The organism is Halorubrum sp. Atlit-26R (assembly GCF_003666015.1).
Taxonomy (GTDB): domain Archaea; phylum Halobacteriota; class Halobacteria; order Halobacteriales; family Haloferacaceae; genus Halorubrum.
On the sequence record NZ_QPLT01000003.1, the window covers coordinates 248315 to 269709 of the forward strand.

General features: G+C 66.1%; 19 protein-coding genes and 1 pseudogene. 13 read left to right on the top strand and 7 right to left on the bottom strand.

Features of this window, described 5'->3' with window-relative positions:
- The first annotated feature begins 54 nt into the window (after window positions 1-54).
- A complete protein-coding gene (locus tag DVK07_RS05615) occupies window positions 55-1080 on the top strand; it encodes a PKD domain-containing protein (RefSeq protein ID WP_121596133.1) in 1026 nt (341 codons plus the stop codon).
- A 34-nt stretch (window positions 1081-1114) separates the two neighbouring features.
- Window positions 1115-1651, top strand: a complete 537-nt coding sequence (locus DVK07_RS05620; RefSeq protein WP_121596134.1) for a hypothetical protein — start codon at window positions 1115-1117, stop codon at window positions 1649-1651.
- A 36-nt stretch (window positions 1652-1687) separates the two neighbouring features.
- Here DVK07_RS05620 and DVK07_RS05625 read toward each other — a convergent pair whose 3' ends face one another.
- A complete protein-coding gene (locus DVK07_RS05625) occupies window positions 1688-2815 on the bottom strand; it encodes a VWA domain-containing protein (RefSeq protein WP_121596135.1) in 1128 nt (375 codons plus the stop codon).
- 90 nt (window positions 2816-2905) lie between these two features.
- On the opposite strand from DVK07_RS05625, the gene DVK07_RS05630 reads away from it, so the two are divergent.
- From DVK07_RS05630 to DVK07_RS05675, 10 genes are all read left to right on the top strand, one after another.
- A complete protein-coding gene (locus DVK07_RS05630; RefSeq protein ID WP_121596136.1) occupies window positions 2906-3862 on the top strand; it encodes a hypothetical protein in 957 nt (318 codons plus the stop codon).
- A gap of 89 nt (window positions 3863-3951) precedes the next feature.
- A complete protein-coding gene (locus DVK07_RS05635) occupies window positions 3952-5772 on the top strand; it encodes a hypothetical protein (protein ID WP_121596137.1) in 1821 nt (606 codons plus the stop codon).
- Between the two features lie 78 nt (window positions 5773-5850).
- Window positions 5851-7356 carry an Hsp70 family protein gene (locus DVK07_RS05640; RefSeq protein ID WP_121596138.1) on the top strand — a complete coding sequence of 502 codons (1506 nt, stop codon included), beginning with the start codon at window positions 5851-5853 and terminating at the stop codon, window positions 7354-7356.
- 54 nt (window positions 7357-7410) lie between these two features.
- A complete protein-coding gene (gene grpE, locus DVK07_RS05645) occupies window positions 7411-9708 on the top strand; it encodes a nucleotide exchange factor GrpE (protein ID WP_121596139.1) in 2298 nt (765 codons plus the stop codon).
- A 213-nt stretch (window positions 9709-9921) separates the two neighbouring features.
- Window positions 9922-10473, top strand: coding sequence for a hypothetical protein (locus tag DVK07_RS05650; RefSeq protein ID WP_147441078.1), 552 nt, complete (start codon window positions 9922-9924; stop codon window positions 10471-10473).
- Window positions 10470-11435, top strand: a complete 966-nt coding sequence (locus DVK07_RS05655; protein WP_121596141.1) for a hypothetical protein — start codon at window positions 10470-10472, stop codon at window positions 11433-11435. Before DVK07_RS05650 ends, DVK07_RS05655 begins: the two co-directional genes overlap by 4 nt.
- 6 nt (window positions 11436-11441) lie before the next feature.
- Window positions 11442-13058 (top strand): hypothetical protein, encoded by a 1617-nt coding sequence (locus DVK07_RS05660; protein ID WP_121596142.1) that lies wholly within the window; start codon window positions 11442-11444, stop codon window positions 13056-13058.
- 122 nt (window positions 13059-13180) lie between these two features.
- Entirely contained in the window at window positions 13181-13729 is a 549-nt protein-coding gene (locus DVK07_RS05665; protein ID WP_121596143.1) for a TerY-C metal binding domain-containing protein, read from the top strand.
- A gap of 82 nt (window positions 13730-13811) precedes the next feature.
- Window positions 13812-14099 (top strand): hypothetical protein, encoded by a 288-nt coding sequence (locus DVK07_RS05670; RefSeq protein WP_121596144.1) that lies wholly within the window; start codon window positions 13812-13814, stop codon window positions 14097-14099.
- On the top strand, window positions 14084-14791 hold the full coding sequence (locus DVK07_RS05675; RefSeq protein ID WP_147441079.1) for a hypothetical protein: 708 nt from the start codon (window positions 14084-14086) through the stop codon (window positions 14789-14791). The genes DVK07_RS05670 and DVK07_RS05675 overlap by 16 nt, the downstream gene beginning before the upstream one ends.
- 18 nt (window positions 14792-14809) lie before the next feature.
- On the opposite strand, the gene DVK07_RS05680 is transcribed toward DVK07_RS05675, so the two are convergent.
- Window positions 14810-16678 (bottom strand): PKD domain-containing protein, encoded by a 1869-nt coding sequence (locus DVK07_RS05680; RefSeq protein WP_121596146.1) that lies wholly within the window; start codon window positions 16676-16678, stop codon window positions 14810-14812.
- A gap of 174 nt (window positions 16679-16852) precedes the next feature.
- Here DVK07_RS05680 and DVK07_RS05685 point away from each other — a divergent pair, with 174 nt between their 5' ends.
- Window positions 16853-17182, top strand: a complete 330-nt coding sequence (locus tag DVK07_RS05685) for a transcription factor S (protein ID WP_121596147.1) — start codon at window positions 16853-16855, stop codon at window positions 17180-17182.
- A gap of 15 nt (window positions 17183-17197) precedes the next feature.
- Here DVK07_RS05685 and DVK07_RS05690 read toward each other — a convergent pair whose 3' ends face one another.
- From DVK07_RS05690 to DVK07_RS05710, 5 genes and pseudogenes are all read right to left on the bottom strand, one after another.
- Window positions 17198-17860: an alpha/beta hydrolase gene (locus DVK07_RS05690; protein WP_121596148.1), complete on the bottom strand. Its 663-nt coding sequence runs from the start codon at window positions 17858-17860 to the stop codon at window positions 17198-17200.
- Between the two features lie 45 nt (window positions 17861-17905).
- Window positions 17906-18304 carry a DUF5778 family protein gene (locus tag DVK07_RS05695; protein WP_121596149.1) on the bottom strand — a complete coding sequence of 133 codons (399 nt, stop codon included), beginning with the start codon at window positions 18302-18304 and terminating at the stop codon, window positions 17906-17908.
- A 96-nt stretch (window positions 18305-18400) separates the two neighbouring features.
- Window positions 18401-18691 (bottom strand): annotated as a pseudogene (locus DVK07_RS23225) (hypothetical protein); the annotation flags it as partial.
- An 89-nt stretch (window positions 18692-18780) separates the two neighbouring features.
- Window positions 18781-20247, bottom strand: a complete 1467-nt coding sequence (locus DVK07_RS05705; protein ID WP_121596150.1) for an amidohydrolase family protein — start codon at window positions 20245-20247, stop codon at window positions 18781-18783.
- 196 nt (window positions 20248-20443) lie between these two features.
- Entirely contained in the window at window positions 20444-21391 is a 948-nt protein-coding gene (locus DVK07_RS05710) for an A/G-specific adenine glycosylase (RefSeq protein ID WP_121596151.1), read from the bottom strand.
- Between the last annotated feature and the right edge of the window lie 4 nt (window positions 21392-21395).

The window sequence follows — 21395 nt, forward strand, 5'->3', positions numbered from 1 at the left end:
CGAGGTACCACTACCATTATAACGACTGTCACTGTTGTGACTCAACGGATATCGATGGACGCGAGACCGGACCTCCGATCGCGGCCCGTGCTGTTGGTAGGGCTGGCGGTACTCGTCGTCCTCGCGGGGTGCGGCGGGTCACCGCCGGCCAGGGGGCAGACGGTGACGGTCGCCGACGAGGTCGACCGCGACTGCGACGGGTATCATCAGTCGATTCAGCTCACGACGGACGTCCGGATCGGCGGGGACTCGCCGGCGGACGGCGACGCGTGGGTCGACCTCGCGTACCGGACCGACGGCGGCGAGTACACGACGGTCCGGACGTACGAGGGCCTCTCGGGATGGGCGTTCGAGGAGGAGATCGCGCTGTCCGCGTCGGATCTCGGCGGCGAGCGGAGCACGGTACAACTCCGGGCGACCGCGAAGCGGTCGACGTTCTTCGGCACGGAGACGGTCAGCGTGGGGACGAGCGAGCCGATCAACGTCGAGCCACCGAGCGCCGACGAGTCGGAACTCGAGCCCTCGTTCACGCAGGACCCCGCGAAGCCGAACCGGAGCGAGCCGCTGACGCTGACGGCGGGAACCGGTGACGTCCAGTGCGCCATCGAGTCCTACGAGTGGGACGTCGACGACGACGGAACGTTCGATGAGACCGGACGGACGGTGACGGTCTCGTACGCGACGGACGGCCGCCGCGACGTGACGCTCAGGGTGACGGACGCGAGCGGCACGACAGAGGAGGTAACCCAAGAGGTGCTGGTCTTCCACGACCCCGACGGCGACAGGATAACCACGGCCCGCGAACGGCGACAGGGAACCGACCCCCGCAACTGGGACACCGACGGCGACCTGTTCGGCGACCGGATCGATCCCGCTCCGACGACACTGTTCGTCCCCACGGGGATCGTCCACGTCGCCTTGGCCGCGGCGCTGTACCTCGGTGCCGTCCCGTACCGCGGGCGGCTCCGGCGGTGGGTCACCGCCCGGATCGATCGGCTGCGCACGCATGGCGGACGGCTTCGAGCGCGACTGACGAACCGGCTCGGACGGCTGCGCCGATGGATCGACCAGTTGTGGTGAACGTTTTTCTACCGCTGACACGACATTCAGGCAAATGCATGTAAGCGAACTCAGCAACCTCGCGGTCGCGGCGGCGACGGGCGTGTTCGCGGGAGGACTCCTAGTCCTACTGTTCCAGGAGCTGCCGACGGTACCGCTCTCCGGGTCGTACATCCAGCTCCAAGTGCTGCTCTTCTTCGCTTTCGTCGGACTGCTCGCCGCGTTAGCCGTCTACAGCGAGACGGCACAGGGGCGCCTCGTCGTCGCGTTCGTGCTCGCGTGGAGCGTTGCGAGCGTCGTCGGCGTCGTCGCTACGCGATTCGCTCTCGGATCTGTGCTCCCGTTCACCGTCGCCGCCGCCGTCGCGGGCGGCGGCGGCGCGTTCGCGGGACGGGTCAACGCGTCCGCCCGGCGCGTGCTCTTTCACCTAGCGGCGCTGATCGCGACCGTGTTGTTCGTCTTCGGCGTCATCTTCGTCGGCGTCTCCGTCTACGCGTCGGGAAATCCCGTTCTCGTGGTCCCGTTTGTCGTGCTGGCTGTGGGGTATTTCGCGTCACTCAGCGGCGTCAGAACGGAACTTGCGGCGTTGTAACGTCCTGACGGGGTGAACTTCCGGGCGGCCGGTCAGTCACTCCCGCGTGATCCCGGACGACTTCTCCTCTGCGCGCTGTTCGGCCGACATGGAGTCCTTTCGGTCCTCGTAGTGGGTGATGGCGTCCCGGTTCTCCAAGACCCCCTCGTTGACCTCGTCTTTGACGAGCGCGGTGGAGGCGAACCCGACCTCGATTGAGGTGGTGGCGGTGTCGCCGTTAACGTCGAGTTCGGCGTGGGCGACCGGGTTCGCCTCCGAGGGGACGTCGATGTCGAAGCTGAACTGCGGCGGGTCGTCGACGCTCAGGTCGGGGACGTCGACCACGAGCTCTCCGCCACGCCGCTCGATGTTCGGGTCCTTGATCTTCGTCGGGAGCTCCTGCATCACGTTGTCGACGGACGCGCCGTTGTCTGGGCGGAGCGTGAGCGTCGGGTTCGTCGCGACGACGCTCCGGGCGTCGCGGATCTGGCCCTCGAAGAAGTCGCCGATACCCCGTCCCGAGCTCTTGTGTTCCATCGTCCCGCCGGCGGCGTCGCTGATCGCCTCGTTGACGGCCGGATCGTAGCCGCTGCCGACGCCCGCGGTGTGGACGGTGATACCCTGATCGCTCAGGTCCGCCGCTGCGGCGCCGTGCTTCTCCGCCGTCGACATTGTGAGTCCGTCGAGCGCGCGCTTGAACGCCGACTCGTTGGTCCGGTTCGGCTGGCCGTCGCTGATGAGCAGGATCCACTCGACTGCGTCGGTCGAACCGCTGGAGAGGAACCCGCCGCCGCCGCGCATCTTGTCGAGAAGCTGGCGCGACTTCTCGAGGCCGTCCATGATGTTGGTGTTGCCGTCGGCCTCGATGCCGTTGACGGACGAACTCACGCGGCCGTACCGATTCCCCGCCACGGGATTCGCGACGATGGAAGCGTCGTCGTCGAACTCGACGACGCCGAACTGGTCGTCCGACGAGAAGTGTTCGACCGCCGACTCGACGCCCTGCTTGGCGGCCTCGATGTCGCCCCCGCGCATGGAGTAGCTCGAATCGACGCAGAAGACGACGTGGAGCGGCAGTTCACCGCGGCCCGTGTCGTCGGGATGGATCTGTAGCTGACAGGCCGTCTCCCCGCCGTCTCTCGGTAACTCCTCGCGAGAAAGGGTGTAGGACAGTCGGTGACTCATATCGAATTCGTCTGTCGTCGATTTCAATAGTTGTTTCCCCGAGGTGACTGTGGATAATTATTAAATATAGTGAATTATCATATATAGTTTATGAGCGGCGATTTCGACGACGACGATCCGTACGACGTACTGGGACTTTCGCGTGAAGCGACCGAGGACGAGGTAGAGACCCGCGTCCGTAGCCTTCTGGACAAGTACTCGGACGACCACGACGCTCGGACGGCGATCAACGAGGCGTTCGAGGAGATCCAGCGGCGCCCGAGTCCCGTCGAAGTCGGCGGCACTACGGTCGTCCCGCTCCTGGTTTCCGTGATCCCGGACACGATTTCGGTCGGCGAGGAAGTGACGGTCCGGGTTACTGATCATACAGACGAGGGAGTTCCAGACGTGATACTCCGGCGAGTCGAAGACGGCTACCGGATTGGGAAGACCGGTGACGACGGCACCGAAACCGTCCGATTCAACGACAGGGGGCTCTTCAGACTGGTTGCGAGCAAGATACAGCACCCCGATCCCGACCGCGAGTACAAAGACGGCGAGGTTGAAGTTTCCGTCAGAGCGCGTTCGTCGTCCGGGGAGGACCAAGACGCGGACGACTCACACGACGCACTGGAGAGTTCAAGCGAAGCGACTGAGGACGAGGTGCGAGAATTTGTCCGCGGCCTGTTGGACGAGTATCCGGACGAATACGCCGCTCGGGCGGCCATCAACGAGGCGTTCGAGGAGATCCAGAAACGACCCAGTCCCGTCGAGGTTGGCGACACCACGGTCGTCCCGCTCCGCATCTCCGTGACACCGGACACGATTTCGGTCGGTGAGCAGGTGACTGTCCGGGTTACCGATCACGCGGATAACGGGATTTCCGATGTGGAACTACAGCAGGTGGAAGACGGGCTGCGGATCGGGAAGACCGACGACGACGGCACCGAGACCGTCCGGTTCAACGACACAGGCATCTACACGATCGTCGCGAGCAAGACACGGCACCGCGATTCCGACCACGAGTACAGAGACGGCGAAGTCAAGGTCCGCGTCGAGGAGAACTGATAACGACTCCGAGGCGGCGTCCCGTCGATCGCCTCAGCTAGTTGATCGGACCGAAAAGGTATTCCACCTCTCGCCGAACAGTCGTATCGATGGCCGGGGAGGACCTGAACGCCAACGACCCGTACGACGTGCTGGGGCTCTCGCGCGGCGCAACAGAGGACGAGGTGGAGAACCGCGCCCGCAGCCTTCTGGACAAGTACTCGGACGACCACGACGCCCGGACGGCGATCAACGAGGCGTTCGAGGAGATCCAGAAGCGTCCCAGTCCCGTCGAGGTCGGCGACACGACGGTCGTGCCGCTCCTCGTCTCGGCGACTCCGGACACGGTTTCGGTCGGCGGTGAGGTCACTTTTCGGGTGACCGACCACACGGACGACGGGGTTGCCGGGGTAGGACTCCAGCGAGCGGGCGACGGCCGGCGGATGGCGAAAACCGACGACGACGGCACCGAGAGTATTCGGTTCAAGGACGTGGGAACCGTCGAAATCGTCGCGAAAAAGAAACAGCATCCCGATCCCGACCACGAGTACAAGAAGGGCGAGGCCGAGGTGGAAGTCGAACGCCAGAGCGAATCGCTCTCGTTCGCCGCGTGTCCAGACGCGGTCGAGGTCGGCGAGGAGTTCGCGGTCCGAGTCGTCGACTCCAACGGCAACCCCCAAGGTGATGTGACGGTCACGACCGACGCCGGGTCCTCGACGTCGACCGACGGGAACGGCGAGGCGACGCTGACGGCCGACCGCGTCGGCGGGCTCACCGTCGAAGCGTCCAAGCCGCCGTCGTCGGCGAAGGAGTTCTCGGACGCCGAGGCGACCGTGTCGGTCAAACAGCGACAGGTCGACCTGCGCTTCGACCAGTCGCCGACACGGCTCTCCGTCGACGCGCGCGGGACGTTCAAGGTGATTGACGAGGATAGGTCGCCGGTTCGCGGAGTGACCGTCTCGGTCGGTTCGGCCGGCGGGACGACCGACGACGACGGCGAGGTAACGCTCTCGTTCGGCGACGTCACGCCCGGGACGCGAACCGTGACGGCCTCGAAGGGAGACACCGGGGGGCTCACCTTCACCGACGCCCGCACCGAGGTCGAGGTGACGAAGCGGACGAGCGATCTGGATATCCGAGTGCTCGACACTCCGGTCGTCGGCGATTCCGTCCGTTTCGAGGTCACCGCGGGCGGGGACGGCGTCCAGCACGCAACCGTCCGGTCGTTCGACGGCGATGTCGCCGAGACGGACGGCGACGGCGTCGCGCGCCTGACGTTCAGCTCCTTCGGGAAGACGACCGTCGTCGCCTCGAAATCTGACACCGAGCAGACTGTGTTCGGGCAGGGATCGTGTTCCGTCGACGTCGAGCGGACCACGGAACAGCTCCGGATCTCGGAGTACGACTCGACCGAGGACGGCCGCGACATCGAGGCGGGCGACGACGTCGTCGCGAAGGTGATTTCAGTCGGCGGCGGTCCGGTCGAGGGCGCGACCGTCGAGGCCGAGGACGGGACGTCGGCCGAGACGGACGACGACGGTCGGGCGACGGTGACGTTCAACGGCCAGGGGCAAAAGCGGCTCAAGACGTCGAAGCCGCCGGACGAACGCGCCAGCTACGAGAGCCACACGGAGTACGTGAACGTCAAACAGCGCACGAAGGAACTGTTCTTAGAGAGCGTCAACGCCCCGAGATCGGTCTCTGCCGGCGACCCAGTCACATTCCGCGTCGTCGACGAACTCGGAAACGAACTGGCAAACACGACCGTCTACGCGAAAGACGAACGCGACCAGCGCAAGGAGACGGACGGGAACGGCGAAGTCACCTTCGAGTTCGACGTCGACAACCCCCAGTTCATCGAGGTGTACGCGCGCCCCGACAACGACCAGTTCGACCGCTACGACAGCGAGACGATTCGGGTGACGCCGTAACGGGAATGCTATCAGTATCAGATCCGGATCTGGTCACCTAAAGATTATTGTGGGTTGGCAAATATATCAGCGTGTCTCATGCAAATCGGCGTAGACCTCGGCACGACGAACAGCGTCGTCGCCAGACTCGACGAGAACGGCGATCCCGAAATCCTCGAGAACGAGCGCGGCGAGCGCAAGACGCCCTCCGTCGTTCAGTTCCCAGACGACGGGGGCGTCATCGTCGGCACGACCGCTAAACGCAACCAGATGGAGGTACCGGACCGGACCGTCCCGCGCGTCAAGCGACACATGGGTGACCAGGACTGGGCCGTCGATATCGACGGCGAGGAGTGGGGTCCCGAGGCGATATCGGCGGAGATTCTCAAGAAACTCGTCGCTGACGCCGAGGAGGCGACGGGCGAGGACGTCGAGGAGATGGTCGTCACCGTTCCAGCCTACTTTGGACCGAAAGAGCGGAACGCAACCCTCAACGCGGCCAAAATAGCGGAATTCGACAAAGAAGATATCGAACTTCTCAACGAGCCGACCAGCGCGTGTCTCCGCTACGGGATCGGCGACACGGGCGCTGGCACTGTCTTCGTCTACGACATGGGCGGTGGGACGTTCGACGCGACGCTGATGAACGTCACGCCGGACGGTGAGTTTGAGGTCGAGGGAGTCAAGGGCGGCCAGCGGCTCGGCGGTGAGGACTTCGACGACGAACTGTACGACCACGTTCGGGGCGAGATGATCGATGCGGGACACCCGGATCCGGAGGACAACAGCGCGATGAAGGCGGACGTCTACGAGAAGGTGACCGATCTGAAACACGATCTCTCGCAGACCGAGTCCGGATCTATCTCCCCCATGGTCGGCCCAGGTGATACGTTCAATATAGATCTCTCACGGGACGAGTTTGACGAAATAACCGAACACCTCGTCGATGAGACGTTTGACTACGTCGACGCGCTGTTCGACCACGAGAAGGTCGACGCCACGAAAGAGGACGTTGACGAACTGCTGCTCGTCGGCGGGTCGACTCGGATCCCCAAGGTCCAGGAGCGCGTGGAGGACTACTTCGGGATGGAGGCGTCGAAGGGAGTCGATCAGGACTACGTCGTCGCAGAGGGGGCCGCCATTCAGACCGAACTTGAACCGCAGGGGGGCGGTGGTGGAAGTATTGTGCTTCCGAGAGATATCGGGCTGAAAACGGTCGATCCCGACAACGACAAGGAGACGTTCGAAATGATCCTGTCGGAGCAGACCCCGGTCAAGGCCTCCGAGTCGAAGCGCGGGTTCCGCAAGGTCGACAAGCAGTCACCGAAGATCACCATCGAGATCCTGGAGGGCGGCAAGGCGCTCGCAGAAGAGAACGACAAGCTCGGGGAGTTCGAACTGAAGAACCTCGACGAGGGGTCCGACCCCGAGTTCGAAGTGACGTTCACCGTCGACGAAGAGGGGAAACTCCACGCCGAGGCGACGAACCTCGACACCGGTCGGAAGGCTGAAACGACGCTGGAGATCGGTCTCACCGAGAAGGAGATTGAAGGCCATATCCAGCGGAGCGAGGAGACGCACGACGATTCGGTCACGAGAGACTGACGGTCTCGATTCACCGTCTGCGCGGGGGTCGTTTCCCGCACGCAACCGGTTTCCATGACAGATACGAACTCCACTCCCATCGGACTCGGGATCGACTTTCGAGCGGCGGGTATCGCCGGCGCGCTCAGCGACGGGCGGGAAGCGGAGCTGCTCGCGGGACCGACCGGCGAGCCGCGCTCGCCCCCGGAGCTACACGCGACCGAGGACGGCGTCCGGGCCCGCCCGCCCGGCCTCGAGCCGGAGCCGAACCGACGAATCCCCGTCCTCCCGCGGTACGGAGACGGCCGACCGGAGTACCTCTCGGGCGACACCGCCCGGTTCGAACTCGAGGTCGAATCGCTGTTCGCCGACCTGGTCGACGGGTGGCGAGAGAGCGCGCCGACCGCGGCGTCGGCGCTCGAAACCGAACTACCGGGCGAAGGATTGCCTCCGAACGCGGTGGTCTCGGTTCCCGGAGTCTACGACCGCGAGGACCGCGACGCCGTCTCCCGGGCGCTCGAAGCGGCCGGGATCGACGTCGGGGCCGTCGTCAGGGCCCCGGTCGCCGTCGCCGCCGCGGAGTTCCCAGCCATCTCGGAGCCGCAGCTACTGGTCGTCGTGGACGTCGGATCCCACTGGTTCGACGCGGCGCTCGTCCGAGTCGACCCCGACGAGGCGACCTATCGCGTCGTCTCGCGGGTCGGCGAGGCAGGGGTCGGCCGCGACGCCATGGACAAGGCGCTCGCGGAGTGGGCCATCGAGCGGACCGCCCGCGAGGAGAACCGACGGGTGACCTACGATGAGCGCTCGATCGAACACCTCCGCGAGGCGGCCGACGACGCGCTTGCGACCGTCACGAACGACGCCGACGGGTCGATCTCGGCGGAGGAGGTGCCCGGGCTGACGAGCGACGACGGGCGGACTCTCGGAGTCGACGTCAACGTGGACATGTCCGACACGTACGAGGCGATCGAACCCGTCGAGAAGGCGGTCATCGGGCGGCTCCGGGACCTCTTCGACGCAACCGACGTCGGTCGGTCGGACGTAGATAAGGTGGTCGTCGCCGGGCCCGGGGTCGACCCGGTGCCAATCGCGAACGCCCTCTCGGGGTTCCTCGACCGACCGCTGAGCGAACCTCGCCTCGGAGGACGCGAGACGGCCTCGGTTCGCGGGGCGGCGATACTCGCGAATCAGTTCCGCGAGGCTGGGCAGTCGCCGGTCCGTCTGGACACCCTCGACAGGGACGTCGGTGTCCTCGTCCCGACCGACGAGGGAGAGACCTTCGAGACGGTCGTGCCCGGGTCCGTCCCGGTCGGCACCTCCCGAGAAGTGACCCTCAAGACGACGCGGGACGATCAGACGCGAGGCAGCGTGACGGTGGCGAGCAGACACCGGGGTTCCGGCGAAGTCACGGCGGAGGGGTCCTACGAGATAGCCGGCATCCCGCCGCGGCAGGCCGGCGAGGGGCGCGTCACGCTGTCCGTGACGGCTCGCTCCGAGGCGGCGGGGGGCGTCGAGGTCTCACCCTCGCTCCCAGCGGACGGCGACGCGACGCTCTCTCTCGATCCGCCGACAGAAACGGCGCCGAGGCTCACGTGCCTCGAAGCGGACCCTTCGGACCTCGACACGTCCGTCGCGGACGACGCGACGCTCGCGACCCGCGCCGAGACCGACGGCGACCCCATCGAGGACCTCTCGCCGCGGTCGATCCTGGGGCGGATTATGAGCGTCCGGTACAACCTCTGGCACACGGCCCAGGCGGACGCTACCCTCGACCCGTCCGACGTCGAGAACCTCCTCAAGGAGTTCACCGCCGGTATGCGCCGCCTCGGCGTCGAACCGATAGCGCCGGAGCCCGGCGACGACAAGGACCTCGAGGAACACACCGTCTGGGACACGCGCCGGTCGGAACAACCCGACGACACGGTGTTGGAGGTCCGGAAACCGGGATTCCGCATCGGTGACTTCGTCGAACAGACGGCCGACGTCACCATCAGCAAAGGCGAACCGGAGACGACGGACGAGCGGTCCGCGGAGGACTCCGAGTCGGCTGCCACCGAGGGAGAGGAGCCGACCGACGAGGACGGCGAGACGAGCGCTGACGACGGCGAGCCGACCGACGAAGACGGCGAGACGAGCGCTGACGACGGCGAGCCGACCGACGAAGACGGCGAGACGAGCGCTGACGACGCTCCCGAGACGGCGACCGAGGACGCAGAAACGACCGGCGACGAACCGAGGGAGTCCGCGGCCGACTCGGCGTCGACCGACGAGCGCCCGCGGGGAGCGACGGCGACCGAACGGCGGTCGGTCGACGACCCCGCGGCCGAAGGGGATCACCCCGACTCCGGAACACGCGACGACCGACGGTGACGGTGCCGCTGCGGCGCGTCGCTGGCTTCCGGGAAATCTAACCGAACGTTCGGAGAGGACTCGGACTCCGGGAGTGACACCTCTTGTCTCCGGGAAGGCACCCGTAACCGCCGTCTTATGTCTTTTCTGATGATATCCGCGGGCTCCCCCTCGGAGGCACCGACCGAGGGACTTGGCAAAGCAATTATGTTCGAAGGTTACGACCGGAACTGTATGAACAAAGACGAGTTGATCAACGTGGGGCTCATCGTCGTTTTCGGTGGCCTCATCGGAGCGAGTACGGCAATATACCGCGGAATGCTTCCTACGATCTTCTCCGCCGACCTCATCGAGTTACACTACTCCATCGCGCACGTACTGATCGGGACGATGCCGATCCTCTTTCTCCAAGCGGACACCCCGCAGGGACGCGCCACCGCGATCTTCTTCTTCCTCGCGGTCTTCATCACCGTGGCCGTCTCGCCCGTTCGGGTCGTGTTGAACGGGATGATCGGCGCGACGGTCCTGTTCGGGAGCGTCGCGTACTTCCGGTTCTTCACCGGAAAGAGCACGCACTTTCTTGCTGCCATCGCGTTCCTCCTCGTCGAGATGTACGGCTACACCATCTGGATAATGGGGCGCGCGTACCTGGAGACTCAGGACCTCCTATTTATCTTGCCCCCCGTGTTCACTACCGTTATGGTCGGACTCCTCCTGAAAACCCTCCGCACGGAGTACCGGAAAGCGATGTCGGGGAGTGCGGGCTCGCAGGGGTGGGGACTGTGAGCGAGAACCCGGATGAGGTGATGTTGATGGCGGGCCAGCGCGGCGGGAAATCGACGTTCCTCGGCGCGATGGCGATCAAGATCAAACAGTCGAAGCGGTCGAGCGCCGTCGGATCGAGCTCCTGGCGTGACCTGATCAGCAACGCCGTCTCGACGGACGACCTCGTCGGAAACTACAGCGTGACCTACGGCGACGAAATGGAGTTCGAAGACGAGATCGTCGAACGTATGCGGGGCTCCTACCGGTATCCCGCACAGACCGACCGCCGCGACACTTATATCGTCGAGTTCAACCTCAACGCCGACCAGTCCATGGCGAAGACGATCACCGTCGCGGCGATGGACATTCCCGGCGAAGCACAGGAAGCCGCGGTACAGCGGATTCGAGACGATGACTACGACGAAGACGAGGTCCGCGAGAAGTACCAGTCGGACGGTATCAGTCCGCAGCGGGGGGCAATCAGAGAGCGGATAAACGACGACACGAAGGCGATAAACACCGAGGAGTGGGAGTGGGCGTACCTTTACCACTACCTCCGGAGCGACCGAGTGATATTCCTGTATAACCTCTACAAGAAGATGTTCCGCGACGACATCGACGGCATCATCGACGCCGAGCTGTTGCGGCTGGCTGCCGCCGACGACAAGACGGGGCTGTTGCTGTTCACCGCGACGGATATGCTCGATTATGACCCTACTGACTACAGTGTCAGTCTCCTCGGACGGGGGAGCGTCAACACGCGGTACTTCGACGACGACCTGGTCAGAGAGATCGACCGACAGGTTCCGGGGAATAAGGGCGACGACGTGCTCGAACTCGTCAGCGAGGCGCGAGACAAGAGCATGGACCTCTTCGGCGTCTCCGTTCCGGAGGGCAACCGAGACGAGATCGAACACTCACAGGGCAAGGTCGTGCTCAAGGGGTTCGAAAACGTCGGTCGCTGGCTCAAGAACACCACGTGACGAACTATGTATCAGGACATCGAGTTCCGCCACGGACTGTACGACTTTCAGGGGCATCACGCCGGGACCAAACTCGGGCGAGACGACGCCGCGGAACAGGCGATCGTCGAACTCGTCGACGGCGCCGATATGGCGCTGTACCGCAAAGAGGGGTACTTCTTCGAGGGTGTCGACGACCGGACGTTCGTCTTCGGCCGGCTCGTCGAGTGGGACTCGGTCAGATCGGGCGAGTGCTTCTTCGACCTGTACGCGACGCCGGTTGAGAACCTCCGCGACGTCTCGGTCAAGGACCTAGCGAGCGAGCTGTTCGAGCGGAGTCAACAGATCACGGAGAAGGACCAGTCCGTCGAATCGACCGTCACCGTATCGGTCCGCGTCGACGGCGACCCCGCGGGGGGTACCGCCGACGGATCGGAAGGAGACCGTCGCGCGAAGCCCGAGACGGGCCGATCGGAGTCGTCCAAGTCGGACCGACCGCCGACCGGGGGTGCGGCACCGGGCGCTGACGAGCCCGGCCGCACCGACGAACACGGCCGCACCGACGAGGGCAGCGACGGCGACGTGCCGAACTGGTCGGCGGAACACGGCAGGGACGACAGTCCACCGGAAGTCTCTCCCGCCGACCCGGCCGAGAACTCCTCCGAGGTGGACGAGACCGACCGCAGCGGGCGTCCGGGCGAAGGCCCGGCGCCTCCGGAGCGAACCGGAACGCTCTCGGACGACGACGTTGCGTTCGTCGCGCAGTTCTGGGAACAGTATCGTCGGGGGACTGACCCGTTCAAAGTATCGATCGACGGGGTCGACAGGATGGCACGACTGGTCGACGGGACCCTCTCGAACGTCCGGTTCGTCTCGCGAGTGGACGACGAGGGCGACCCCTATCACTTCGACGCTGTCGGCGGCAGGTCGGGGGAGCCGTACGACGTCACGGAGCTCGTCGAGACCATCCGGGCGGCCGCGGCGGACGAGACGCTGACCTGGGAGGACCTCCCCACCTACGAGGAGGAGCTGAACGAGTTGATCGAGAGTCACAGCGAGCACCTCCGTCCGACGTTCAAGCAGGCGACGAACAGAGACGAGTTCGGGATGTCGCTCGAGGCGTTCCGCGACCACTTCGACACGAAGCGGGCACCCGGCCTCGACGAGACCAAGGTCGAGTTCTACTGGGACCTGTGGACGGCGTTCGTCGACGACTACTGGACGACCCTCGCCGCGTTCGAAGCCGTCGTTCAGCGGCGCGCCGTAGAGACGCTCACGGACGCCGTCGACCCGAGCGTCGGTCTCGTCGACGAGGGCGACGCGGAGGGCGGCCGGCTCTTCGACCGGGTGAGTGGGCTCGTGAGCGGCGGGGACGAACGCGGTGCCGAGGCCGGGGTGATCCGGAACGTCGACGTGAGTCACGTCGACGACGAAGAGATCGAGACGGTGACGCGTCGGCTGACCGAGGAGGCCTTCGAAGAGGCGTGCGAACGACTCGACGGGCCCGTGAGCGACGAACTCCGGGAGCGGCTCCGGCAGCGAGCGAAGCGGGTTTCGCAGGACACGGTCCAGCGACTGGACGAGATCAGGGCGTCGCGCGCGTATCGCGAGACCTACCGCGACAGAAGGGTTTCCCGGGAGTGACGCCGCGACGTGCCCCGTCCTCCTCGGGTCCTCTCTTGGCGCTGACCCGTCGACTCGCGCTCGCCGACCCGACGTCCGCGGCGGAGTAACTTCTAAATGCGATTGTACGGATGAGCTACACGATGGGACTCATCGACACGGCCGCGGACATCGTCGAGGAGATCAGCGACGAGGGGACCGACCGGACGGACGAGGGCGACGCCTCCTCGAGCGTCGTCCGCGCTTCGGCGCGGTGTATGTACTCGGAAGACCCGTTCGTGGTCCGGTTCGAGAAGCGAGGTAGCGCGTGGGCGGCCACGAGCACCTCGGTCCCGACCGGCGACGGTGACGGTGGCGGGTCGCCCTCCGCCGCACAGGTGTCCGGCCCGTTCGAGTTCCCGCCGGAGTACGAGGGGTGTCCGCACTGTTCGAACACCGGCCTGTTCGTCTGTGCGGACTGTGACAACCTGGCCTGCTGGGACGGGACCACGGACCCGGTCGTCTGTCCGTGGTGTTCCGCCGAAAATCCTCTCGGGGGCGACATCGAGAGCATCGAGGCGACGGAGGCGGTGTCGAACGACCGTTCGACTACCGGAAGGACCGACAGCGGGGGTACCTCCGGAGTGACTGACTCCGGAGGCACCTCCGAAACGACCGACAGCGGATCGACGTCGATCCGGCGCAAGGAGTAGATGTCCGCCACCCGACACGCGACCGAGGCGCCCGACGACGGTACGGCGAGCGTATTCTCAGCCGGTTCCGAAACGCGCAAACATGACTGAGGTGCTCTTCGACGGGAGCAGCGGAGTCCTTCTCCGGTACGGCGTCATCTGTCTGTTCGTCGGCGTCGGGGTCGTGTTCAGCGACCGGCTCTCTCGGTCCGTCGGGCTGAGCGCGCGGGCCAGCACGCTCGTCGTCCTCGCTCTCGGCGCGATGGTCTGGTACGGCTGGTCTGGCACGTACCTCCGCTGGACCCGGCTGTTCGGGACGGCGCTCGCCGTGTTGCTCCCGCTGGCCGTCTGTGTCAACCTCTTCCGCGAGATCGTGTGGGACGCGCCGTGATCGGGATCGTCCTCGACTGGTTCCTGGCGCCCGATCCGGGGGCGCTTCCGGTCCGACTGATGGTGGTCGGGCTCGGCGTCCTCCTGACCGGCGGTGTCGCGAGGGCGCTCCGAGGGATGACGAGCCGACGCGCGCTTCTGGTCGGCGGGACGCTCCTCAGCACGGGATACTGGCTCACGTCGATCGCGGTCCTCAGGGGGTCGTACGACGTCTACGCGGCGTACCTCTACCTCCTCTTTCACGCCACGGAGGGCGCGGCGGCCGCCCACTTCTACCGGAAAGTCGCACACGCGTTCCAGCAGCGATCGCTTCCGGGAGGAGGTCACCTCCGGACGCGCGTCTCCCACCTCGCAGCGGTGTTCTCCGTCCTCCTCTCCGGTGCCGGTCTCTTCGTCTATCGCTCCGGAGTCGCTTCCGCGACGGGCCAGACCGTGACGCTCGGGCTGACGTACACGCTCGTCGCGGTCGGCGTGACGTCGCTCGGAGTCTGGTGGCGCGTCCGACCGCTCAGCAACGACTACCGGGTGCCGACGCTCCTCGGATTCGCCGCGTGCGTCACCGGCGCGGAACTGTACGGCTACGCGACCCCGAGCCTCGAGATCGTCGTCGTCCTCGCCGGCGCCGCGGCCCACGTGTCCGGCTTCTGGGTCGCGGTCGGCGTTTGGGTCCTTCGCGGCCACTGGCACCCCTGAGCCGTCGCCCGCGACTCATCAGAATCGGATCGCACCGGCGTACAACGCGACGGTAGCGAGGAGTTGGACCAACCCGAGCGGGAGCCAGACCAGCGACGGGAACGGGTCGATCCCGTCGGCGAACAGGTCATCGTCCGTGTCGGAGGCTCGCGGACTGCTGCCCTGTTCGAGCTCTTCACCGTCGAGGACGCCGTCGTCGTCCATGTCGGCGTCGAGCGGATCGAGGCCGCGCTGAACCTCCGGTCCGTCGTCGAGCTCGTCGTCGTCCGTGTCCGCCGCCGCCGGATCCGTTCCGAGTTCGATTTCTCGGGCGTCGTCGAGCCCGTCGTCGTCCGTGTCCGCCGCCGCCGGATCCGTTTCGAGTATGACCTCGCGGGCGTCGTCGATCCCGTCGTCGTCCGTGTCGGCGGCCGTCGGATCTGCTCCCAGATCTACCTCGCGCCCGTCCTCGAGGCCGTCGCCGTCCGTATCGGCCGCCGTCGGGTCCGCTCCCAGCTCGACCTCCCGTCTGTCGCCGAGGCCGTCGCCGTCCGTATCGGGCGCCGTCGGGTCCGTTCCAAGTTCGACCTCGCGTGCGTCGTCGAGCCCGTCGCCGTCCGTGTCCGCCGCCGCCGGATCCGTTCCGAGTTCGACCTCGCGTGCGTCGTCGAGCCCGTCGCCGTCCGTGTCCGCCGCCGTCGGGTCGGCTCCCAGCTCGACCTCTCGTCCATCGCTGAGTCCGTCACCGTCCGTATCAGGTGCCGTCGGGTCCGCTCCCAGCTCGACCTCACGACCGTCGTGGAGCCCGTCACCGTCCGTGTCCGCCGCCGTCGGGTCCGTTCCGAGTTCCCGTTCCCGCTCGTCGACGAGCCCGTCACCGTCGGAGTCGTCCCGCACGTCGAACGTCCTCGTGACGGTCGCGTCAGCCCCCATCTCGTCGACGGCGGTGAGCGAGACGGTGAATCGGCCGCTCTCGGTCGGGATCGTCTCGACCGTCCGGCCCCTCGCGTCGACGGTCCGGTTCGCGCCGAAGCGCCACTCGAACGACTCGATCCGTCCGTCCGGGTCGCGCCCCGACGCGACGAACTGAACCGACCGCCCCTGTTGGATGCGGTCGCTCGACGCCGTGAAGTTCGCGACCGGAGGGATGTTGACGTACACGAGTTCGGACACGCTGTCGGAGAGCTCGTACCTGTCTGTCACCCTGAGCGTGACGTTCCGGTGACGGCCACCCTCCGAGAACGAGGTCGTCACGCGCTCTCCGGTCGCGTCGGTCGTGCCGTCCCCGTTGAGGTCCCAAGCGTAGTCGAGGTTCACGCTCTCGCCGGACGAGTTCGACGCGTCGAACCGGACTGTGTCGCCCGGCTCCGGCGCCGCCGGCGTGGTTGTGAACGTCGCGGTCGGCGGTTCGCCAACGTAGAGGCTGTCTAGGGATCTGTCGCGACCGTCGATCGACACCCGAATTTCCATCTCCCCGCTTTCTACACCGCCAATCGAACTGTAGGACACGACGGTGTCCCCGGGCTCGACGGTCGACGTGAGGGTGTACTGGTCTGACGGCGTATCGACGTGCCACCGCACCTCATGGCTCTCGCTGACGTTCCCGAGAACGACGTACGGGTGTAACGTCGAACCGGTCTCGAACGCGTCACCGCGCCCGAGACAGTCGGCGTTCCCGTCCCCGTCCGCGTCCCGAACCTCCTCGCAGTAGGCGATCGTCTCGATATCGTACTCGGGGAGCGGCGCCGGGTCGGCCTGTGGCGACGCACCGACGGCTCCGGTATCGAGCGCCGCTCTGTCCTCGCCGGCCGGCGCCACGCCGCTGGCCGGGGAGATCAGGACCGCGGCCCCGGCGAGGACGATCACGATGGCGACGGCGACCAGACGGATCCGCGAGCGCGACCACACAATACGCTGATCAACTGTGTCACATTACTTGTCAGTTTCGCGATTCGAGACCGATGGATACGCGCGGGATCAACACGAGACGAGCGGAAGCCCACGGGCGATGCGACCGAGACGACCGCGTATCCGGCCGGACCCACCGGACCTATACCGCTCGATCCCCTGTCTCCAACGGATATGCAGTTCTGTGACGACTGCGGCTCGATGATGGTCTCTCGCGACGGGGAGATGGTGTGTCAGAACGACGACTGCGGCGCGACGACCGAGCGCGACGAGGCGCTCGCCGCCGAGTTCGAGTCGACGACCGAACAGACCGGCGAGGAGGTGATCGAGACGGAGGAGGGCGCCAACTTCGAGGGGAAGCCGACCGCGACCGACGTCGTCTGCGACGAGTGCGGCCACGGCGAGGCGTGGTACACGATCAAACAGACCGGCGCCGCCGACGAGCCGCCGACGCGCTTTTTTAAGTGTAAGGAGTGCGGCCACCGCTGGCGCGGATACAACTGAGCAGTTACTCGCCGCTCAGCCCGGCCCCGAGGAACGCTGCCGAATCCTCGCCCCGAGAAACGCCGCGGCCGCCTCGCCCACCTCCCCGCTCCGCCCGACGAAGAAGTGGTCGGACTCGAACGCGACCGTCTCGACTCCCCGTTCCTCTGCGCGCTCGACGACGGGCTTCCAGTCGGCCGTCGAGTCGCGCGTCGCGTACAGGATCCGAACAGGAGTGTTGCGCCCGACGACCTCGTCGAGCGCCGCGACCGCGTCGACGTCGGCGTTCAGTCGCGCGGTCGGGGCGAGCGCGCAGACGCCCGCGAGTTCGGGCCGGGACGCGGCGGCGACGAGCGCGACCGTCCCGCCGAACGAGAAGCCGAACAGGCCGACGCGGTCGTAGCGGTCGAGCGCCCAGCCGACCGCCGCGTCCGCGTCGGTGGTCTCGCCGTACCCCTCGTCCCAGTCGCCGTAGTCGAACCGGAGGCAGTCGACTCCGCGGTCGGTCAGCGCGTCGCTCACCGCGACCAGCCGCCCGTCGCCGCGGTGGCCGCGCTGCTGCGGGTGCGGCGGGCAGGCGACGACGACCGCGTCGGCTCGGGGCGCGTCGCCGGAGTCCTCCCGGGCGCCGTCGCTCGCCGCGGTGTCGAGCGTGGCGCGCACGTCGCGGCCGCCGGGGATTAGAACGGTGTCGCTCACGGAATTCGGGTTCAGTTCGGATTCGGTGGTCGCCGTCGCTCTCGCTCAGGGCACCTGCGTCACGCGGTCGACGTCGTCAAGGTCCGCGAGATCGGCCGCGAGCGCCTCTTGGTCGACGTTCGCCTCGTAGTAGAACACGATGTCGAAGGCGCTGTCGCGGAGGAGCTGCTGACACTCCCAGACGAACTCCTCGCCGTCGAGCGTCAGCCCCTGGAACTGGTTCGACGAGAAGTTCGTGTCGTCGTTGCCCGCCTCGATGTACGTCTCGCCCTTGTCGGCGTGGTCGGCGATGACCTCGTTGGCGGCGACCGTCAGCTCGTGCATCTCTAAGTCCTGCTGCCCGTCGAGGTCCGTGTGGACGATACAGCCCACTAACTCGATGTCGCCGGGCTCTAACAGGGCCTTCGTCCGGGTGTACAGATCCGAGTCGACGGTCTCGCTCATGGGCGATCCTTCCCGCTCCCGTAATAAACGGGTGACGGTTCCCGGGGCGCCGCTCGCCGCCGGCGACGAGGGCTCTCAGGGACGGAGCGACACGACGACCTCGTCGCGCTCGCCGAGGAGACGGACGATCCGCCCGCGGAACTGCCGGCGGTTCCCCTCGAAGCTGGGCTGCTCGGGCACGTCCGGGGCCGTAAAATCCCCGGTCTGGTAGGCGTGACACCACTCGCGCCACGGGCAGGCGGCCTCGTCGCAGCGGGGCTTCTTGCCCCAGGCGCCGCCGCCGAACTCCATGACCGTGTTGTTCCGCACCCGGGACTCGACCGCGGGCATGAGCCTGGACGCGACCCGCTCGAACGCGTTGTCGTCCGGGACGTCGAACGCGCGGTGATTGCGGATATTTATTACACATAATAAATATCTCAAATATCGGCAGCAACTGGGGGTGGCTGTTGCCGAACAATCCCCGTATATCCGTATCAGAGTGGCAACCTATCTCTGAGCGACTGGAACGCGAGTCGCCCGAGCAACTGACTGGGGCCGCGCTTTGGCAGGTCGCGGGCGACGTTCATCGTACTCGGTGGCTCACTCTCACCGATGCCGAGCTCCCAGTCCGTCTCCGACTCAAAACGGTCTACCGCGGCCTCGACGCGGTCGCGCACCGCATCAGTTTCCATGGTCTTCACGTCACCGGCTTTCATCAGTACGTCGCCGTCCACGATTACCGTTTCCACATCAGCCGGCGCTGCGTTGTTAGCCACCTGCGCCGGGATGTTGGTCAGCGGGGTGAATTTCGGCTTCTCGACGTCCAGCAGAATGACGTCGGCGCGCTTGCCGGGTTCGAGGCTCCCGATCTCGTCGCCGACCCCGAGTGCCTCTGCTCCTTCGATGGTGAGCATTCGTACGAGCTCCATCGAGTCGTACTGGCCGGTCGAGCGCTTGAGGTTCGCTGCGAGCCGGGCTTGCCTCGCCTCGCCGAACAGACTGTAGGAGTCGTGCCAGTAGTGGTCGTCGATACCCAGGCCGACATCGACGCCCGCGGCGCGGAGTTCCGGCACCGGCGTCCACTGTACGTCGCCGCCCGTGTTCCAGTAACAGAAAATCGACGGGCAGTGTGCGACCGACGCGTCTGCTTCGGCAGTCCGTTGGATGTCTTCGTCGTCGGCGAGCCGGAAGTGCGCGGCTACAAGTCGGTCGTCCAAGAGGCCAACGTCATCGAGAAGGGCGAGCGAATCCTCGGCACCATTCGACCGCGCCATCGTGTTGCTCGCCTCCAGTTCGAGCAGGTGCGTGTGGACGAGCAGGTCGGGATACTCGTCAGCGAGTTCGGCGGTGTGTTCCCACAGTTCGCGGGTACATGACCAGTCGTCGTGGGGGTTGATCGTCGCCCGGATGCGGCCGTCGTACGCACCGTGGTACTGATCGATGAACTCGCGGGCGCGGTCGAACTGCTCTTCGACGGAAACGTCCCAGAAGAGGTCTGAGAGCGCCATCCCGAAGAATCCACGGAGGCCCGCTTCGCCGAACGTTTCTGCGCCCCCGCTGGGACGGACGTCCATCGAGTTGACGGTCGTGACCCCACCAGTGAGGAAGTTCAGTGCGGCGAGTTCGTACCCCGCCCGTGCGAAGTAGTCGTACTCGCCCTCGGCGATGTGGCCGAATATGGCGGTCATCCCACTCATCATTTCCATGAGGTCGAGGTCGCTGAACGCGCCAAACAGCGGCGTCAGTTCGAGATGGGTGTGCGCGTTGACGAGACCTGGCATCACGAGTTTACCTTCGCCGTCGATGACCAAGTCGGCCGCTAACTCTGCGTCATCGTCCCGAGATGACCGCACGTCGGTGATCCGGCCATCCTCGATGAGCAACGTTCCTCGCTCGTAGAGTCGATTTCGCTCGTCCACCGTGAGAACGAACGCATCGTGAATCACACAGTCAGCCGTCATTTCCTCCCACCCGTCAGCGTCGTGTGTAGCTGTAATTATTAGTACCCATTTTCGCTCAGTTGAGAGCGCGGGTACGCTCCGCGGGTTCTCCCTTCGTAACTGTCGGCGTTGCGACGGCTGCGCTCACGTCCGCACTGACTGCTATCAAGAGTACTATCACTGCCGGGTAGGTCTGTGAGTAGAGTACGAACGGGTGTTATCGGAGCCGGACGGTCGTCTCATCTCCGGAGTCTTCGACCTCGACTAATCCATCATCTGCCAAATCCGAAAGGAGCCCTCGAAGCCACTCGCGTCCATGTTCGCCATCTGGCGAGTAATCGACGCGAATACGGTGTCCGAGGGTATCGAGGCTTATTACGTCGCGCTCGCCGAGGAGACGGACGATCCGCCCGCGGAACTGCCGGCGGCTCCCCTCGAAACTCGGCTGCTCGGGCACGTCGGGCGCGGTGAAATCCCCGGTCTGGTAGGCGTGACACCACTCGCGCCACGGGCAGCCCGCCTCGTCGCAGCGCGGGCTCTTCCCGCAGGCGACGCCGCCAAGCTCCATGATCGCGTTGTTCCACACCTGCGACTCGCCCGCCGGCATGAGCCGGGACGCGACCCGCTCGAACGCGTCGTCGTCGTCCGGCGCGTCGAACGCGCGGTACAGCACCCGCTTCACGTTGGTGTCGACGACGGCGTTCCCGTTGTCGAACGCGAACGACGCCACCGCGTTGGCGGTGTACGGTCCGACGCCCATCAGTTCGCTCAGTCCGTCGGGGTCCTCCGGGAACGCCCCGTCGAACTCCCCTTCGACCTGTCCGGCCGCCTCGTGGAGGTACTTCGCGCGGTTGTTGTACCCCAGCGAGTGGTCGGACCAGAAGGCCACCACGTCGGCGCGGTCGGCGGCGGCGAGGTCGGCGGTCGTCGGCCACTCGTCGAGGAAGTCCTCCCACGCGGGGACGACCCGGTCGAGCTGGGTCTGCTGGCTCATCACCTCGCTGACGAGGACCTCGTAGGGGTCCTCCGTGCGGCGCCACGGGAAGTCCCGGTGGTCCGCCTCGTACCAGTCCACGAGCGCGTCGCGGACCGCGTCGAGGTCGGCCGGGAGCGCCGGCGACTCTCCGGCGTCGTCGCCCGCGGCGGCACCCTCCGAGTCGGTCATACCT

Coding starts and splice junctions, on each gene's coding strand:
- DVK07_RS05615 (WP_121596133.1), top strand. CDS start 55: ATGGACGCGAGACCGGACCTCCGATCGCGGCCCGTGCTGTTGGTAGGG.
- DVK07_RS05620 (WP_121596134.1), top strand. CDS start 1,115: ATGCATGTAAGCGAACTCAGCAACCTCGCGGTCGCGGCGGCGACGGGC.
- DVK07_RS05625 (WP_121596135.1), bottom strand. CDS start 2,815: ATGAGTCACCGACTGTCCTACACCCTTTCTCGCGAGGAGTTACCGAGA.
- DVK07_RS05630 (WP_121596136.1), top strand. CDS start 2,906: ATGAGCGGCGATTTCGACGACGACGATCCGTACGACGTACTGGGACTT.
- DVK07_RS05635 (WP_121596137.1), top strand. CDS start 3,952: ATGGCCGGGGAGGACCTGAACGCCAACGACCCGTACGACGTGCTGGGG.
- DVK07_RS05640 (WP_121596138.1), top strand. CDS start 5,851: ATGCAAATCGGCGTAGACCTCGGCACGACGAACAGCGTCGTCGCCAGA.
- grpE (WP_121596139.1), top strand. CDS start 7,411: ATGACAGATACGAACTCCACTCCCATCGGACTCGGGATCGACTTTCGA.
- DVK07_RS05650 (WP_147441078.1), top strand. CDS start 9,922: ATGAACAAAGACGAGTTGATCAACGTGGGGCTCATCGTCGTTTTCGGT.
- DVK07_RS05660 (WP_121596142.1), top strand. CDS start 11,442: ATGTATCAGGACATCGAGTTCCGCCACGGACTGTACGACTTTCAGGGG.
- DVK07_RS05665 (WP_121596143.1), top strand. CDS start 13,181: ATGGGACTCATCGACACGGCCGCGGACATCGTCGAGGAGATCAGCGAC.
- DVK07_RS05670 (WP_121596144.1), top strand. CDS start 13,812: ATGACTGAGGTGCTCTTCGACGGGAGCAGCGGAGTCCTTCTCCGGTAC.
- DVK07_RS05685 (WP_121596147.1), top strand. CDS start 16,853: ATGCAGTTCTGTGACGACTGCGGCTCGATGATGGTCTCTCGCGACGGG.
- DVK07_RS05695 (WP_121596149.1), bottom strand. CDS start 18,304: ATGAGCGAGACCGTCGACTCGGATCTGTACACCCGGACGAAGGCCCTG.
- DVK07_RS05705 (WP_121596150.1), bottom strand. CDS start 20,247: ATGACGGCTGACTGTGTGATTCACGATGCGTTCGTTCTCACGGTGGAC.
- DVK07_RS05710 (WP_121596151.1), bottom strand. CDS start 21,391: ATGACCGACTCGGAGGGTGCCGCCGCGGGCGACGACGCCGGAGAGTCG.